Source organism: Xenorhabdus indica (genome assembly GCF_014467235.1).
GTDB lineage: Bacteria > Pseudomonadota > Gammaproteobacteria > Enterobacterales > Enterobacteriaceae > Xenorhabdus > Xenorhabdus indica.
In genome coordinates this window covers 91,650-108,178 of the sequence record NZ_NKHP01000010.1, presented here as the reverse complement: position 1 = coordinate 108,178, position 16,529 = coordinate 91,650, and the positions used below count along the sequence as shown (strand labels likewise).

The following is a 16,529-nucleotide window of genomic DNA, read 5'->3' as shown; positions in this document are numbered from 1 at the left end:
ACATACATTCATGTATGTTTGTACTATAGCATCGCTCATCAATGAAGTAATAATTTCACTCGTTAGCACTCATCAATTCGAGAGTTTACATTGAAAAATTGAGGTTTACTTATGCGAAAAATCAGAGGGGTTGTGCCTCTGGCCATATTATTGGTACTTTCAGGCAGCTTCATTCTCTCAGGATGTAATGACAGTCAAGATTTTCAGCAAGGGGCTGCTGGCGAGCAGGTTCCTGAAGTCGGTATCGTAACGCTGAAAGCTGAACCTCTGACAGTGATCACAGAATTACCGGGCAGAACTTCAGCTTATCGTGTTGCTGAAGTACGCCCTCAAGTCGGTGGCATCATTCTGAAACGTAACTACAAAGAAGGCAGTGATGTTCATGCCGGAGATTCTTTATATCAAATTGATTCAGCAACCTATCAAGCAGATTACAGTAAGGCCAAAGCAAATCTGGCCAGAGCAGAAGCAAACGAAAGCGTCGCTCGTTTAACTGTTGAACGCTATAAGTCATTATTGGGTACGCAATATGTCAGTAAGCAGGAATTTGATAAAGCAAATTCCGAATATGCTCAGGCTGCGGCAGATGTTCAATCTTTGAAAGCGGCATTGGAAAGTGCCCGCATAAGCTTAGCTTATACTAAAGTCACTTCTCCCATCTCAGGACGTGCAGGTAAATCTACCGTCTCTGAAGGAGCTCTGGTTTCTGGCGGACAGGCAAATGCTTTGACAACAGTCCAACAACTTGATCCTATCTATGTTGATATCACGCAATCCAGCGATGACTATCTGCGGCTTAAGAATGAGATCGCAAAAGGCACAGTTCAGAGAGAAAACGGTAAGCCCAAAATTCACTTAATCACTGATGCAGGGAAAATATATAGCCAGACTGGTCACCTTGAGTTTTCAGACATTACTGTGGATGAAACAACGGGTTCCATAACAATGCGTGCTGTTTTCCCGAACCCGAATGAAGAACTACTTCCTGGTATGTTTGTCCGTACCAAACTGGAAGAAGGTGTACGCAAAAATGCGATCTTAGTTCCGCAACAAGGAGTGACCAGAACACCTCGTGGTCAGGCAACGACACTAGTCGTTGATAAAGATAACAAAGTGGAGTTGCGTTCTATCAATGCCACTCAAGCCGTTGGCAACAAATGGCTGGTTACCGCAGGCTTAAAAGCAGGTGATAGAGTCATCGTCACAGGGTTGCAGAAAATCGCGCCGGGAATAACAGTTCAGCCAACGGAAGTTGATTTGGATGCCAAGCCTACAACAACTAAAACTGAATCAGCCAAAAAATCTCAATAAGGAGTTGGGGATTCATGCCTAAGTTTTTTATAGAACGACCAATCTTTGCATGGGTAATTGCGATTATCACTATGCTTTCTGGTCTGTTGGCAATAATGAAATTACCTGTGGAGCAATATCCTTCTATTGCACCGCCATCGATTTCTATCTCAGCAAATTATCCTGGAGCTGACGCAACAACAGTACAGAACACAGTCACTCAAGTTATTGAGCAAAATATGAATGGTATCGATAACTTAGTGTACATGTCTTCTAATAGTGATTCTGCTGGCCAAGTGAGTATCACACTCACCTTTGAAGCGAACACAGATCCTGATATTGCACAAGTGCAGGTACAAAATAAACTGCAACTGGCAATGCCATTGTTACCTCAGGAAGTTCAACAGCAAGGCGTTAGCGTTGATAAAACAACCAGTTCATTTTTAATGGTCGCGGGCTTCATTTCTGAAGATGATTCTATGACTCAGGATGACATCTCCGACTATATCGGAGCCAGTGTCAAAGACTCCCTCAGCCGCGTTACTGGTGTGGGTGAAGCCATGCTGCTTGGTACTCAGTATGCCATGCGTATCTGGCTCGATCCTGACAAGTTGGTCAATTATAAAATGACTGTACAAGATGTCATGAAGGCCATCAGAGATCAGAACAACCAAGTTGCAGCCGGTCAGCTAGGGGGAACACCTCCTGTTCCTGGGCAACGCCTGAATGTTTCCATCATTGCCCAGACACGTCTAAGTTCTCCCGAACAATTCAGCAATATCCTGATACGTGTAAATCCGGATGGTTCAAAAATCAGTCTAAGTGATGTTGCCACTGTTGAGCTTGGTGCTCAAAACTATGGCTTCATCGCCCGATTCAATGGTAAAGCGGCGTCAGGGCTCGGTATCAAATTAGCAACCGGTGCCAACGCCTTAGATACGTCTAAAGCGGTCAAAAAAGTACTGGCTGAGCTGCAACCATTCTTCCCGCATGGTTTGACCGTTGTATATCCGTATGACACAACCCCCTTCGTTAAGATTTCTATTTTCGAAGTGGTGAAAACACTGGCAGAAGCTATCCTGCTGGTCTTTGTTGTCATGTATCTGTTCCTGCAAAACTTCCGGGCAACACTGATCCCAACTATTGCAGTTCCGATCGTATTACTAGGTACATTTTCAGTACTGGCCGCATTTGGTTACTCCATCAATACGTTAACCATGTTTGCTATGGTACTTGCCATTGGACTACTCGTAGATGATGCAATCGTCGTGGTGGAAAATGTTGAGCGCGTCATGCAAGAAGAAGGGCTCTCACCAAAAGAAGCGACAAAAAAATCAATGGGGCAGATCCAAAGTGCTTTGGTCGGTATCGCACTGGTACTTTCTGCGGTATTTGTTCCAATGGCGTTCTTTGGTGGATCGACCGGTGCAATTTATCGTCAATTCTCGGTGACAATCGTCTCAGCAATGATATTGTCTGTCTTTGTTGCCTTGATCCTGACACCCGCACTCTGTGCAACCATGCTTAAACCCGTTACTAAAGGCAGTCATGGCATTCAAACCGGTTTCTTTGGCTGGTTTAACCGCTTGTTCGAAAAAAGCACACATCACTATACCGATAGTGTAGGGCGTATGCTACGTGGTACAGGGCGTTATCTGCTGATTTATGTTGGACTGATCGCAGGTATGGCTCTGATATTCATGCGTATCCCCTCTTCTTTCCTTCCACAAGAAGATCAGGGGGTACTGCTGGCAATGGTTCAGCTACCTTCTGGATCAACTCAGGAGCAGACACAAAAAGTATTGGATGAAGTCAATGATTACTTCTATACCGATGAAAAAGACGTTGTTCAATCTGTATTTACCTTAAACGGCTTTGGTTTTGCTGGTATGGGACAAAATATGGGGCTGGCCTTTGTCAGCTTAAAAGATTGGGATGAGCGTAAGGCAGCAAAAGACAAAGTCCCGGCAATTCTAGACCGGGCTAACATCCGTTTTTCACAAATCAAGGAAGGGATGGTATTCGCATTTAACATTCCGGCGATTGTAGAATTAGGTTCCTCCAGCGGTTTTGACTTCCAGCTCATTGATAGAGGAAACCTCGGACATGAAGCGTTGATAAATGCACGTAACCAATTACTGGGCATGGTTGCTCAACATCCAGATATGCTCACGAGTGTTCGTCCTAATGGGCAGGAGGATACTCCTCAGTACCGCTTCTATATTGATCAGGAGAAAGCAGAAGCACTGGGTGTTTCCGTCAATGATATCAACACAACATTAAGTACGATGTTTGGTGGTGCTTATATCAACGATTTCATCGACCGGGGTCGGGTTAAAAAGGTCTATGTTCAGGCCTATTCAGCTTTCCGTATGTTGCCAAAAGATATTGGTAAGCTGTATGTCCGTAACTATTTCGGTGAAATGGTGCCATTCTCTGCATTCATAGATACTTCTAAAGAACCATGGATTTATGGTCCTCCACGTCTGGAACGCTACAACGGATTACCATCAATGGAAATTGTCGGTGAAGCTGCCCGCGGGAAAAGTACCGGTGATGCAATGGCTCTGATGGAAAAACTTGCTTCACAGTTGCCATCGGGTGTTGGCTATGACTGGACGGGAATGTCTTATCAGGAACGTCTATCAGGTAACCAGGCTCCGGCACTATATGCTCTATCATTGATTGTCGTGTTCCTTTGTCTGGCAGCGCTGTATGAAAGCTGGTCCATACCATTCTCTGTAATGTTAGTTGTACCACTAGGAATTATTGGTGCATTGCTGGCAACTTTAATTCGGGGTCTGGACAACGATATCTACTTTAAAGTAGGGTTGCTAACCACAATCGGTTTGTCTGCAAAAAATGCCATCCTTATCGTTGAATTCGCTAAGGACTTGCTGGAGAAGGAAGGTAAAGGACTAATAGAAGCAACTCTGGAGGCTGCGAGGATGCGTTTACGTCCGATTCTGATGACTTCTTTGGCCTTTATGCTAGGTGTCATGCCTTTGGTTTTGAGCAATGGTGCTGGCTCTGGTGCTCAAAATGCCGTAGGAACTGGCGTACTGGGAGGTATGATTGCTGCAACATCGCTGGCAATCTATTTCGTCCCTGTATTCTTTGTTGTAATTAGACGCCGTTTTAGCCAAAAAAATGAGGATATAAAACACATTTCATCTCCTCAATAAATCCAGTAATTAACTTAAAAGGCCACACTCGTGGCCTTTTATATCAACCCAATGACACCAACAACAAAACATCCTCTCTTGTATCCAACTTGGAAAAACCACTTTTACCACAGTTAAAATAAATACTTATGAAAAATGCTCTACTTTTAAAATGTGATATCTTTACGTTTTTTATAATAAATGGGAGATAAGTTGGTAACTTGACATCTGTTTCTTCTGATTACACCTTTAATGGTAAAAAGTGTTCCCCCTTGATGATGATATATGTAATAATGATGTTATATCGATTTTGAAAGTTCCAATACAATTACTCATACCCAAGTCGAATTCAAGTTGCAGCGTGATAACAAACAACTCACAAACCTCCAGAAGCCATAGATAACTATACCTAGATAACTGTGCCTGGATAACATATGTGAGTGAACGCAGCCAACGCTATAATCAGCAAAAAAGTAGCAATTTGAAAGATGAAGGGTATATAATGATTTTTGTACCTACTTGCTATAACATCTACTATATTAGTATAATCCAATATATTTGATGTCATATGTGTTTACATCCATATTTTTAGTAGCATACTAGCTTTTAGCCTTAACTAAGTGTAAATTGCTCACCTTTAAAAAAACGGATTGGTGAACGAAAGAAATATAGAGACTTATTATTAATAAATAATAATCATGTTTTGATAGGCTTAATTCTAAAAGAACGACTATAATAATTGATATGTATAAGCCTTAGCTCAAAATAAGCCGTGCATTGTTTACGGGAGGTGATTATGGATGAATATTCACCAAAAAGACATGATATTGCTGAATTAAAGTACTTATGTGAAAATTTAATTCACGAAGCATTTTCAGTGTTGAATCGCACTGATAATCATTGGATAAACGATCTGACTTCTGAAAAAAGCTTAAGACTAAACGAATTTATCGAACACATTACAGAGTTTGTTTGGAGTTTTAAAATTAAATATACTGACAACTACAACCTCAGTACCTTAATTGATAAATATCTGGATGAAACATATAATTTGTTTGGAAATGATAAGATAAGCTTTGTTGAACTGACAAAGTGGCAAAAAACAAATAAACACTTAACTAACATTCTGTTACATGATTTAAACGCTTCTTTAAGCAAAATCTGATAAATATATTCCTAACTATTTTTATACCAAATAAGATAAGGCGATTATGACTAAAACTGACTATCTGATGCGTTTGAGAAAATGCACTTCTATTGAAACACTGGAACGTGTAATTGAGAAAAATAAATATGAGCTTTCGGACGATGAACTAGAATTGTTCTATTCCGCCGCTGATCACCGCTTGGCTGAACTAACCATGAATAAACTCTATGATAAAATCCCGTCATCTGTTTGGAAATTTGTCCGCTAAGCTGCTGTGATCAGATAGGAAGTAGTGAAAGCCGGTAATTATTATCGGCTCCCCATATATTGGGTGATATGTAAACTAACTGTGGGTTAAAAATGGTAGGCTAAAAACCGCATCTTGAAAATGGGTGAGGGCTCTACCAGCGACATCCCAGCACACACATCCCCTGCTATGGCTGCTTCTTTCCAGACCTGACCAAGTTAACAAGTTAGCATTGCGGGAGAACCAATAGAGCCCCCATTGACGTTAGCTTCAAACTCCAAAGCGGCGGCTATTATCTTTCATACAATCTCAAATAGCAAGCCACTCCAATTTAAATGTCCATTTATTACCCACAATGATAGGTAAATCTTCAAAAAAGTTGTTTTAACACACAAAACAGCCTACAGCTTATAGATGGATTCATATCATCACTGACAATTTGTTCAAATATAATAACAAAACAACTCAAGCCTCATGAAACCAAGACCTATTCATTTGATTAAGTATCATTACCATCAAGTTAATTACAAACTCAATATCAGAACCAGAATAGAGATGCTATCCTTTAAGCACTAATACATAAGAGTTACAATCGTATTCCTAACAAAAATAACAAATAAAATAGTTTAATAAGATAGATCATTAATACTTTTCTATTTAAATATATTTAATCAACATCATGTTTGAAAGATGGTTGTTTAAAGAATTGCGCTTAAAAATTTGTGTTTAATCACATCTAAACAGCTATTAACCTAAATATCTAATCAATAAAAATGACTGGAACAACTAACAAACATGATAATCAATAAACACATTCGGTAGCCAAGATATCAATTTAAAATGATGTAATGAAATTTATGAAATCTCTCAAAATATACTCATGTCAATCATCATGTCACTTACCCTCAAAATTCTGATAAAAAAACAAAAATAGCCATAAAAATCAATACATAAGAATAAACCTTAATACTTATCGTATCCTTTAATAGGAATTGATAAAATTAATAACACTCTCTTTCATTTCCTGATGAAAACATAAAGAAAAAATTTACAGATTAAATGGATTTTTTATTTTCCTCATAAAATAAAACACACTATCAGAAATTAATATATTATTGTTTTATACCCTATGGATTTCAAAATGCATCACGACGGGCAAGAGAACGAATTTGTTCAGCCAAAGGCTAGCCTTCGGTGAGAGGCTGGAGCATAGATAAGTTCTGTGACTGGGGGGAGCGAGTGAAGCCAACAAAGATGCAAGCTTGAAATACGACGGGTATATAAAGAGTTACCTAATATTACAAAAATAAGGGCACATTATGAGTCAGGCATTGCAAAATTTAATCAACCTGATGCATCTGGAAAAGATCGAAGAAGGAATTTATCGGGGACAAAGTGAAGATTTGGGATTTCCTCAAGTTTTTGGTGGGCAAGTTATCGGTCAATCTCTATATGCAGCAAAGCAGACTGTTGCAGATGAGCGCATACTGAACTCCTTCCACAGCTATTTTCTCCGACCAGGTGATAGTCATAAACCAATTATTTACGATGTTGAAATATTACGTGATGGAGCCAGTTTCAGTGCCCGCCGAATCAGTGCTATACAAAATGGCCACCCTATTTTTTATATGACAGCTTCTTTTCAGGCTCATGAAGAAGGTTTTGAACACCAGGGTTCGATGCCAAAGGTTCCTCCTCCTGAAATGTTAGCACCTCAACAAGAAATAATTAAAAATATCTCTCATCAACTTCCTGACAAACTGAAAAGTGTGTTTTCAGCTTCTCCCCCGTTAGAAATAAGACCTATTAATTTCCATAGTTCTATTAATAATTCATCAGAAGAGCCCATTCATTATGTCTGGTTTCGTAGCAATGGCAAACTGCCGGAAGAACTCTTTATTCACTATTGTCTGCTAGGCTACGCCTCAGATTTAAATTTTTTACCTACATCATTACAACCTCATGGTGTTCATTTTATGGAGAAAGGTATTCAAGTTGCCACTATTGATCACTCTATGTGGTATCACCGCCCATTTAGGATGGATGACTGGCTACTTTATGCAATTGAGAGCCCCTCAGCATCAGGAGGTCGTGGCTTTGTTCGTGGTCATATTTATAACCGTGAAGGTCTACTTATTGCCTCTGCTGCTCAGGAGGGTGTGATCCGTAAGCGAAAACATACCCAATGAAGAAAATATACTCAATATAGAAACTCCAGAGCATAGATAAACTATGCCCTGGGATGTTTTGAGAACAGGCTAACATCGTCAACAAAACAAAAAATGGAAAGGTGAATATTTAAACAAATTGATCAGTTGTAGGCACTTTCTCCGTGTGAAGTAATATCCAACCCCTCTCTTTCTGATTCAACGCTAATACGCAACCCAACCGCAAGGTCAGCAATTTTGAATGAGAAATAAGCAGTTACGGCTGACCAAACAACACACACCAATATACTGATAACCTGTATGCCAAATTGCCTTAGCATAGTCATTCCTTCCACAAATCCGGTTCCCCCCAAAGCAGAAGCAGTAAAAATACTTGTTAATAAACAACCAACAATACCGCATACGCCATGAACGCCGAAGACATCACAAACATCATCAACACGCAACCAACGTTTTAATACCACTACTCCCCACAAACCAGTGATCCCGGCAATCACACCAATTACCAGAGCTCCTCCAATGCCAACTGTTGCGGCAGCAGGAGTGATAGCAACCAGTCCGGCAATACAACCAGAACATGCACCTAAAAGAGAAGGCTTATCGCGTAATAACCATTCAGAAGAAATCCATGACAGTACTGCCCCCGATGTTGCTACCATTGTGTTCACTAGTGCCAAAGCAGCAATAGCATTCACGGCTCCCGCAGAGCCAACATTGAAACCAAACCAGCCAATGTAAAGAACTGCTGTGCCAATAAACGTCATGGGTAAGTTATGTGGTTTAAAAGCTTCCTTACCAAATCCTGAACGCTTACCCAGTAAGTAAGCACCAACTAAACCTGCAACCGCAGCATTAATATGTACAACAGTTCCACCTGCAAAATCCAATGCACCGTCCTGAGCCAGCCAACCACCGCCCCATACCATATGAGCCATAGGAATATAGGAAGCAGTAAACCACAAGACAATGAAAATCAATAAGGCAGAAAAACGGACTCTTTCACACAAAGCCCCAACAACCAAAGCTACAGTGATACAACCAAAAGCGCCCTGAAAAACGACATAAATCAATTGATAAAAACTGCCACTTAAATCAGTAATGGATATGTTTTTCAACATGACTTGCTTTAATCCCCCAAAGAAAGGGTTTCCCGTCTCAAAAGCCAAGCTATATCCATAAATAACCCAAAGCACACAAACAAGTGAAAAACTTACAATTACTTGTGACATCAATGACAAAACATTCTTACGACGCAACAACCCGCCATAAAATAAAGCAATACCGGGTATCGTCATAAAAATCACAAGAATCGTATTTATCAGCATGAATACCGTATCAGCTTTATCAACCGAGTTTCCCGCAGCAAAAGCGCAAGAAGGTACACCTGCTATGATGCTGATAACAGCAAACCATTGTTTTCTCATTTTTCACCTCCCCATTCACAGTGCTGCATCATTCGTTTCATCTGTCCTGATCCTGACAGCATGCTGTAATTCAAAGACAAAAATCTTGCCATCGCCCATTTTCCCAGTGAAAGCAGTTTGTTTTATAACATGAATGATTTCTTCCACTCGTTCATCATAAGTAGCAATATCAATTTTTACTTTGGGCAAGAAATTGACACTGTATTCAGCTCCTCGGTAAAGCTCTGAATGACCTTTTTGACGCCCAAATCCCTTTACTTCTGTAACAGTCATGCCTTGTATACCAATATCAGAAAGAGCTTCCCGTACTTCTTCTAATTTAAAAGGCTTAATGATGGTAGTGATCAATTTCATACTCCCCCCGTCTTTATCTGTATTTGTAAAATGATATTTGTAGAAACGCATTACAAAGATATTTGCAAAGGGAGTGCCAAGAATTTAAAAATGTTTTTAATCAAATCGTTACAAAGAATTCGTATAGATAGGAAATATAAGACAGGGAGTAACCTTTTCAATCACTCCCGATATGCACACTAAATGTGCAGCGGTTCATTTAAGGTTTCACCAACCTGTTGAAGCTGGTACATCTGGTAATAGCGGCCACGCCTTGCCAATAGCTGTTGATGCTGACCTTGCTCTACAATTGCACCACGATGCAGCACGAATATAGAATCAGCCTCAACAATCGTTGAAAGGCGGTGAGCTATAACCACTAATGTTGTATGTTTTCGGATCATCCGTAGCGCTTGTTGCACCGATTGTTCTGTTCCCGAATCAATATTCGCTGTCGCCTCATCCAAAATCAGAATTTGCGGTGTTTGCACCAAAACCCGTGCCATTGCCAAAAGCTGTTTTTGTCCGGCAGAAAGAGTATTTCCTTGTTCTCCCAATCTTGAATTTATCCCACCCGGTAACTTGCGAACAAACTCAGCCAGTTGTACAACTTCCAGAACCTGCCAAACTTTTTCCTCACTAATATCTCGCCCTAATGTAATATTATCGAAGAATGAGGCAGCTAAGACGACTGGATCTTGTTGAACCATTGCTACACCATTACGCAAGACAGTATGAGAGAAAGAAGACACGGATCGTCCATCAAGATAAATGTCACCGTTTTGCCATGGGTAATACCCCATCAGCAAATTGGCTAACGTACTTTTGCCACTCCCTGTATGCCCAACAAGCGCGATAAAGCCCCGTGACGGTACATGCAGATTGATATTATGTAACACAACTTTGTCATTACGATAGGAAAAGCTTAAGTTTTCGACATCAATTCTACCACTCGTCAAAGCTTGTTGATCAACACCGTACTGTTGCTGTGGACTATCCATTAACTCAAAAACCCGTTCGCCTGAGACCACGGCTTGCTGTAATAAGGATTGTTGAGCTGTCAGCTCAATCAATGGTTCATTTAGGCGTCCCAGATAACTAATGAATGCATACAATACACCAACCCCAATAAAATCTGTTCCCTGAAAGCCAAACAGTAGCAGTAGACCACACAACACTGCGGTAGAAAACAGGCTCAATAAAGGCCTTAACAGAATGCCATCCAATCGTAATGCCTGCATACGCGCCTGATAGTGAGCCCGATTAATGGCAAACAATTTCTCACCAAAGCGCGCTTGCTGACGAAATTGCTGAATGACAGCCATGCCATTAATAGCCTCATTAAAAACATTGTTAATATCAGCAAGATACACACGAACTCGTCGAATAATCGGTGTACTAAAACGCTGGTAAATTATCATCACAAGAAAAACAGCAGGAAAGATCGTCAGTGCAACACATGCCATACGCCAATCCAAAAAGAACATTGCTATCAACATTGCCCCAATTAGCGCAACACTACGAAAAACTGTTGGGATGACATTCACAAATAGATCTTTAATGACCTCAGTATCATTCGTCACACGAGATATTAATTGCCCAACAGGTTGGTTATCGAAAGTACTCAGAGGCTGGCGTAGTGCTGAATCCATGACATCCGTCCTGATCTGCTGTATAACGCCAATAGATGCCTGATTAAACAACAAAGACTGGAAATAATGTAAAGCAGCCGCCACTAACTGTAATATCAAAAACACAACCGCAAGACCACTAACAACATCAAGTGGAAGATTGCCCGTTGAAACTATGTTATCGATAAAATAACTGATAATCATCGGGCCACTAACTTCAGCCAATGCAGCAATCCATAACATCAATACAGCCAGACCAATTGGCTTACGGTAGTTTTTACTGTAAACCAACAGGCGTTTTAACGATGACCAAAAATTACGCGTATTAGACTTCTCCATATCAGTATTACTCATATTGACCATCCAATGCGGCTTCAAGTTGTTGGTAATGGTACATATCTGAATACCAACCAGATTGCGCAATAAGCCGTTTATGCTGCCCCTGCTGAGAAATCGCACCATTTTGCATCACCAAAACATTATCTGCTTCTACTAAAGCTGATAATCTATGTGCACTAATAATAACAGTACGTTGCTGCCGCCATTGGCTGAGATTTTTCATGATACGGTGCTCAGTCTGACCATCTACAGCAGAAAGCGCATCATCCAGGATTAGAATCTCTGCATCTAATAGCAATGCTCTTGCTATAGAAATACGTTGTTTTTGCCCACCAGAAAGCATCACTCCACGCTCTCCGACTTCGGTTTGATAACCTTGTGGTAACTGCAAAATATCATCATGCACATTCGCCAGACGGGCTACTTCTTCGATTTGTTCTTGAGTAGCATCAGGACACCCTAAGGCAATATTCCCTGCAACTGTATCCGAAAATAGAAAAGGAGTCTGATTCACAACCGCCAATCGTGATCGCCATTCTTCCAGCCTGAGTGTAGAAACATTGCGGGATTGAAACAGTATTTCGCCATCAGCGATATCAAACTGGCGTTGCAATAAAGCAAGCAACGTACTTTTTCCTGACCCCGTCGGACCACAAATTCCCAATAATTGACCCGGTAGTAACTGAAAACGAATATCTCGAAGAACAGGTACACTATGCTTTGGATAAACAAAGGAGTTGATATTTGCTATCAGTGTCCCGCGTTCAGCAGATAAAGAGTGTGAACCATCCTCAATCACCAGAGGCTCCTGTAATAAGCTACGGATCCGTGTATATGCCGCACTACCACGCTCAACAATATTGAACATCCATGCTAGCGCTAGCATAGGCCAAATCATTAGCCCCAAGTACATGACAAAGCTGGTCAACTCTCCTAATGTCAGAGAACCATTCACAACCATCCAACTTCCACCACCAACAGCCAATAAATTTGCAAGCGCAATAGCAATGAAGATAGTAGGGTCAAAGCGTGCATCCACACGTGCAACACGCATATTTTTACGTCCTGCCTCAGTGGCTACTTCTTCGAACTGGCTGGATTGTAGTTCTTCCAGCCCAAAAGCCTTTATCATTCGAATACTGGTCAAGCTTTCCTGAGCGTGGTTATTAAGCGTAGAAAATGCGCCTTGAGCCAACTTGAAACGATGGTGAAGTTGTTGGCCATATCGTTTAATCACTAACGCCATAATAGGCATAGGTAACAGTGATAATAATGTCAATTGCCAACTGATCTCCACACTCATCACAATAAGTACAGCACATCCCATTACTAAGGCATCAACTAAAGTAAGTACTCCCTCACCTGCAGCAAAAACAACTCTATCAACATCATTGGTTGCCCGGGCGATTAAATCCCCTGTTCTATGACGTAAATAGAATTCAGGATCTTGGCTGCTCAATCTCTGATAGAAATCACTGCGCAACTTAACAGCTAATCGATTAGAAGCACCAAATAGCCATACCCGCCAAACGTACCGTAGACCATATATGGCCAGTGCAATGATGAGCATAACGCTTATCCACATCAATAATTGACTGGATGACATTGTTTTTGCGCTGATGCCATCAACAATAATTCCAACCAAACGAGGGGGAATTAATTGTAATATCGCAATCATCACCAGAAAAATGACAGCACCTAAATAGCGACGCCATTCACTGAAAAAATACCAACTTAACTGAGAAAATAATCTCACAAACCTATTCCCGAGGTAAAAATGAAAGGATCGGCGACCACTTCACCAAAGAGATTTGAATAATTATCTAATCTGGTATGGGTAACGCCGTTGTATATTTTATTTTTTCCATTGCAAAGTTTGATGTTACATCAATCAAACCAGGTATCCCATTAACCATGCGTTTGTAGAAATGATCATAACTTTTCATATCAACAACTTCTACGTGCATTAAATAATCATATTCCCCTGCCATACGATAGAATGTTAAGACTTCCGGCATCTCTTTAACAAAAGAAACAAACTGTTCATACCATTCACTACTGTGCTGTTGAGTTTTTATCATCACAATTACAGTCAAACCTAACCCTAGTTTTTCACCATTAAGTAACGCAACTTTTCCAACAATATATCCTTCATCTTCAAGCCGTTTAAGACGCTTCCAGCACGGTGTAGATGTCAAATTAACGGCTTCTGCCAACGCATTTAAGGACAAACTACAATCCTGTTGGAGCAGCTCTAGTAGCTTACGGTCTGTTTTATCTAACATACCTATATCCTGTAGAAATATTTCCTAAAAATAGAACGCAATATCAGAAAAATAACAATCTATTTCTCTGAATGTAAGAGTAATATATACGTCAAAAATGTATTTTATCTGGGGTCAATTTATGTCGTCTTTATGGGCTACCAATGCCATAAAATCTATTCAAGCTGATTATCAACGCAGTGCTGATACGCATCTGATTAAACTCAACCTCCCCATGTTTCCTGAAGTCCATCTGTATCTCAAAGACGAAAGCACTCATCCCACTGGTAGTCTTAAACACCGACTTGCACGTTCCCTTTTCCTTTATGCACTCAGTAATGGTTGGATAGATGAAGGAACTCCTATTATTGAAGCCTCATCCGGTAGTACTGCTGTTTCTGAAGCCTATTTTGCTCGTTTACTTGGCTTGCCTTTTATTGCAGTGATGCCCGCTTGTACTGCTAAACGCAAAATTCAGGAAATCGAATTTTACGGCGGTAAATGCCATTTTGTAGAACATTCAGCCCAGATTTATGAAGAATCAGAACACCTGGCAAAAGAACTGAATGGTCATTATATGGATCAATTCACTTATGCTGAACGAGCCACTGACTGGCGGGGCAACAATAACATTGCAGAAAGCATTTTCCGTCAAATGGAATTAGAACCCTTCCCTGAGCCAACTTATATTGTCATGAGTGCAGGGACTGGCGGAACGTCCGCAACACTTGGCCGTTATATGCGTTATCAAGGATATAACACTAAACTCATTGTTGTTGATCCTGAGAACTCCGTTTTCTACGACTGCTATCACCAAAATTGCAGACAAATACGCAAAAATACAAGCAGTAAAATCGAAGGTATCGGGCGTCCGCGTGCCGAACCATCTTTTATACCTCATGTTATCAATGATATGTTCCAAGTTCCTGATTGTGCTTCGATTGCCACCATCTACTGGCTCGAAAAGCTCATTGGAAAAAAAACGGGAGCATCAACAGGAACCAATGTCTGGGGAGCTTTGCAACTAGCCAAACAAATGCATGACAACAACCAGCAGGGTTCAATCGTGACATTGTTATGTGATAGCGGGGAGCGTTACCTTGATACTTATTACAACCCAGAATGGGTCAAAAATAATATCGGTGACATCACGCTATATCTCACGCAACTACCCAAACTCAATAGTTATGAGTAACATATCTCCTTCAATTTAAAGAGGTAGGTATCATGAAACGAGCTGTTGTTGTATTCAGTGGTGGACAAGATTCCACCACTTGTTTAATTCAAGCACTTCACCAATATGATGAAGTTCACTGTATTACTTTTGACTATGGTCAACGCCACCGAGCTGAAATTGATGTTGCCAGCCGTATCAGTAAAGAGCTGGGAGCGGCTGCCCATAAAGTACTTGATGTTACTTTATTAAATGAGCTTGCTATCAGCAGCCTGACAAGAGATAACATTCCCGTACCAGATTTCAGTGAAAGCGAAAAAAGTGGCCTACCGAATACTTTTGTTCCCGGTCGTAATATTTTGTTTTTAACTCTGGCAGCGATTTACGCATATCAGATTGAGGCTGAAACCGTTATCACCGGTGTTTGTGAAACTGATTTTTCCGGCTATCCCGATTGTCGCGATGAGTTTGTCAAATCCCTGAATAATGCTGTTTGTCTCGGTATCGCCAGAGATATCCGCTTTGAAACTCCATTAATGTGGCTGAACAAAGCGGAAACCTGGGCATTAGCTGATTATTACCAGAAACTGGATTTTGTTCGCACTCAAACTCTCACTTGTTATAACGGAATACAGGGTGATGGTTGTGGTGAGTGCGCTGCCTGCCATCTTCGAGCTAATGGGCTAAATCTTTATTTAAACAATGCCAAGCCCACAATGGCAGAAATGAAATCCAAAACGCAGCTTAACTAGATAATTCAGGTATCAGTGAGGGGGAAAAATACCTCTCACTCCTCACTTCACGGCTTCATTCTTAAACTCATCAAACCTTTCTCTTAATTCACCGTCCAACACCAACGTTTGTTGAGTTTTTAAATCAACACAAACAAATGTAGTCATAGAATCGGCGATAATTCGGTTATCGCCTTTGCGTATAATTTTCTGGAAAAAAGAGCCGCTTTTGTTACGCAATTCCTGCAAGGACGATTTCACTTCCAATTCATCTCCTAATACAGCAGGATGACGATAGTTAATATTGATATTGGCTACAATAAAAGCAATTTTATTATTATTTAGCCATCGTAACATGTCACTTTCAGCGAGTAAATCCCAGCGAGCCGCCTCCATAAACTCCAAATAACGTCCATTGTTTACATGCTGAAAAACATCAATATGATAACCTCTGACTTTTATAATTGTGCTCATTGCTATTTTCCCCTAAACTCATCTGACCAGTAAGATTATTAACAATAGCAAAACATTTTAATTACAATAGCGTTTAATTAATTATTCTTGATCAGTATCACAGCCCTCTTGATAAAATCATCAGCACACTCATCAAGAGGGCT

13 protein-coding genes and 1 other RNA gene are annotated in these 16,529 nt (G+C 40.6%); 7 read left to right on the top strand and 7 right to left on the bottom strand.

Features of this window, described 5'->3' with window-relative positions:
• The first annotated feature begins 111 nt into the window (after positions 1–111).
• The 4 genes from Xind_RS09845 to Xind_RS09830 all read left to right on the top strand — a co-directional run bounded on the left by Xind_RS09845 (position 112) and on the right by Xind_RS09830 (position 5,869).
• Positions 112–1,311, top strand: coding sequence for an efflux RND transporter periplasmic adaptor subunit (locus tag Xind_RS09845; protein ID WP_047685653.1), 1,200 nt, complete (start codon positions 112–114; stop codon positions 1,309–1,311).
• 14 nt (positions 1,312–1,325) lie between these two features.
• On the top strand, positions 1,326–4,475 hold the full coding sequence (locus Xind_RS09840; RefSeq protein WP_047685655.1) for an efflux RND transporter permease subunit: 3,150 nt from the start codon (positions 1,326–1,328) through the stop codon (positions 4,473–4,475).
• A 775-nt stretch (positions 4,476–5,250) separates the two neighbouring features.
• On the top strand, positions 5,251–5,619 hold the full coding sequence (gene tomB, locus Xind_RS09835; protein ID WP_047685657.1) for an Hha toxicity modulator TomB: 369 nt from the start codon (positions 5,251–5,253) through the stop codon (positions 5,617–5,619).
• A gap of 46 nt (positions 5,620–5,665) precedes the next feature.
• Positions 5,666–5,869 carry an HHA domain-containing protein gene (locus tag Xind_RS09830; protein ID WP_010845060.1) on the top strand — a complete coding sequence of 68 codons (204 nt, stop codon included), beginning with the start codon at positions 5,666–5,668 and terminating at the stop codon, positions 5,867–5,869.
• A gap of 131 nt (positions 5,870–6,000) precedes the next feature.
• On the opposite strand, the gene ffs is transcribed toward Xind_RS09830, so the two are convergent.
• Positions 6,001–6,097, bottom strand: an RNA gene (ffs, locus tag Xind_RS09825) — signal recognition particle sRNA small type.
• A 1,070-nt stretch (positions 6,098–7,167) separates the two neighbouring features.
• Between ffs and tesB the strand changes: the two genes are divergently transcribed.
• Complete coding sequence (gene tesB, locus Xind_RS09820; protein WP_047685661.1) at positions 7,168–8,037, top strand: acyl-CoA thioesterase II; 870 nt, start codon at positions 7,168–7,170, stop codon at positions 8,035–8,037.
• 122 nt (positions 8,038–8,159) lie between these two features.
• Here the strand turns inward: tesB and amtB are convergent, their stop codons facing one another.
• The 5 genes from amtB to Xind_RS09795 form a co-directional block, all read right to left on the bottom strand.
• Positions 8,160–9,440 (bottom strand): ammonium transporter AmtB, encoded by a 1,281-nt coding sequence (gene amtB / locus Xind_RS09815; protein WP_047685663.1) that lies wholly within the window; start codon positions 9,438–9,440, stop codon positions 8,160–8,162.
• Positions 9,441–9,455: 15 nt separating this feature from the next.
• Entirely contained in the window at positions 9,456–9,794 is a 339-nt protein-coding gene (gene glnK / locus Xind_RS09810; protein ID WP_187649957.1) for a P-II family nitrogen regulator, read from the bottom strand.
• Positions 9,795–9,973: 179 nt separating this feature from the next.
• A complete protein-coding gene (locus Xind_RS09805; RefSeq protein WP_047685667.1) occupies positions 9,974–11,767 on the bottom strand; it encodes a SmdB family multidrug efflux ABC transporter permease/ATP-binding protein in 1,794 nt (597 codons plus the stop codon).
• Positions 11,751–13,499: a SmdA family multidrug ABC transporter permease/ATP-binding protein gene (locus Xind_RS09800; RefSeq protein WP_187649956.1), complete on the bottom strand. Its 1,749-nt coding sequence runs from the start codon at positions 13,497–13,499 to the stop codon at positions 11,751–11,753. Before Xind_RS09800 ends, Xind_RS09805 begins: the two co-directional genes overlap by 17 nt.
• Before the next feature lie 67 nt (positions 13,500–13,566).
• Entirely contained in the window at positions 13,567–14,028 is a 462-nt protein-coding gene (locus Xind_RS09795; RefSeq protein ID WP_047685671.1) for an Lrp/AsnC family transcriptional regulator, read from the bottom strand.
• Between the two features lie 121 nt (positions 14,029–14,149).
• On the opposite strand from Xind_RS09795, the gene Xind_RS09790 reads away from it, so the two are divergent.
• On the top strand, positions 14,150–15,202 hold the full coding sequence (locus tag Xind_RS09790) for a PLP-dependent cysteine synthase family protein (protein ID WP_187649955.1): 1,053 nt from the start codon (positions 14,150–14,152) through the stop codon (positions 15,200–15,202).
• Positions 15,203–15,234: 32 nt separating this feature from the next.
• Positions 15,235–15,933: a 7-cyano-7-deazaguanine synthase QueC gene (gene queC, locus Xind_RS09785; RefSeq protein ID WP_047680508.1), complete on the top strand. Its 699-nt coding sequence runs from the start codon at positions 15,235–15,237 to the stop codon at positions 15,931–15,933.
• Positions 15,934–15,975: 42 nt separating this feature from the next.
• Here the strand turns inward: queC and Xind_RS09780 are convergent, their stop codons facing one another.
• Positions 15,976–16,386, bottom strand: coding sequence for an acyl-CoA thioesterase (locus Xind_RS09780; RefSeq protein ID WP_047680510.1), 411 nt, complete (start codon positions 16,384–16,386; stop codon positions 15,976–15,978).
• Between the last annotated feature and the right edge of the window lie 143 nt (positions 16,387–16,529).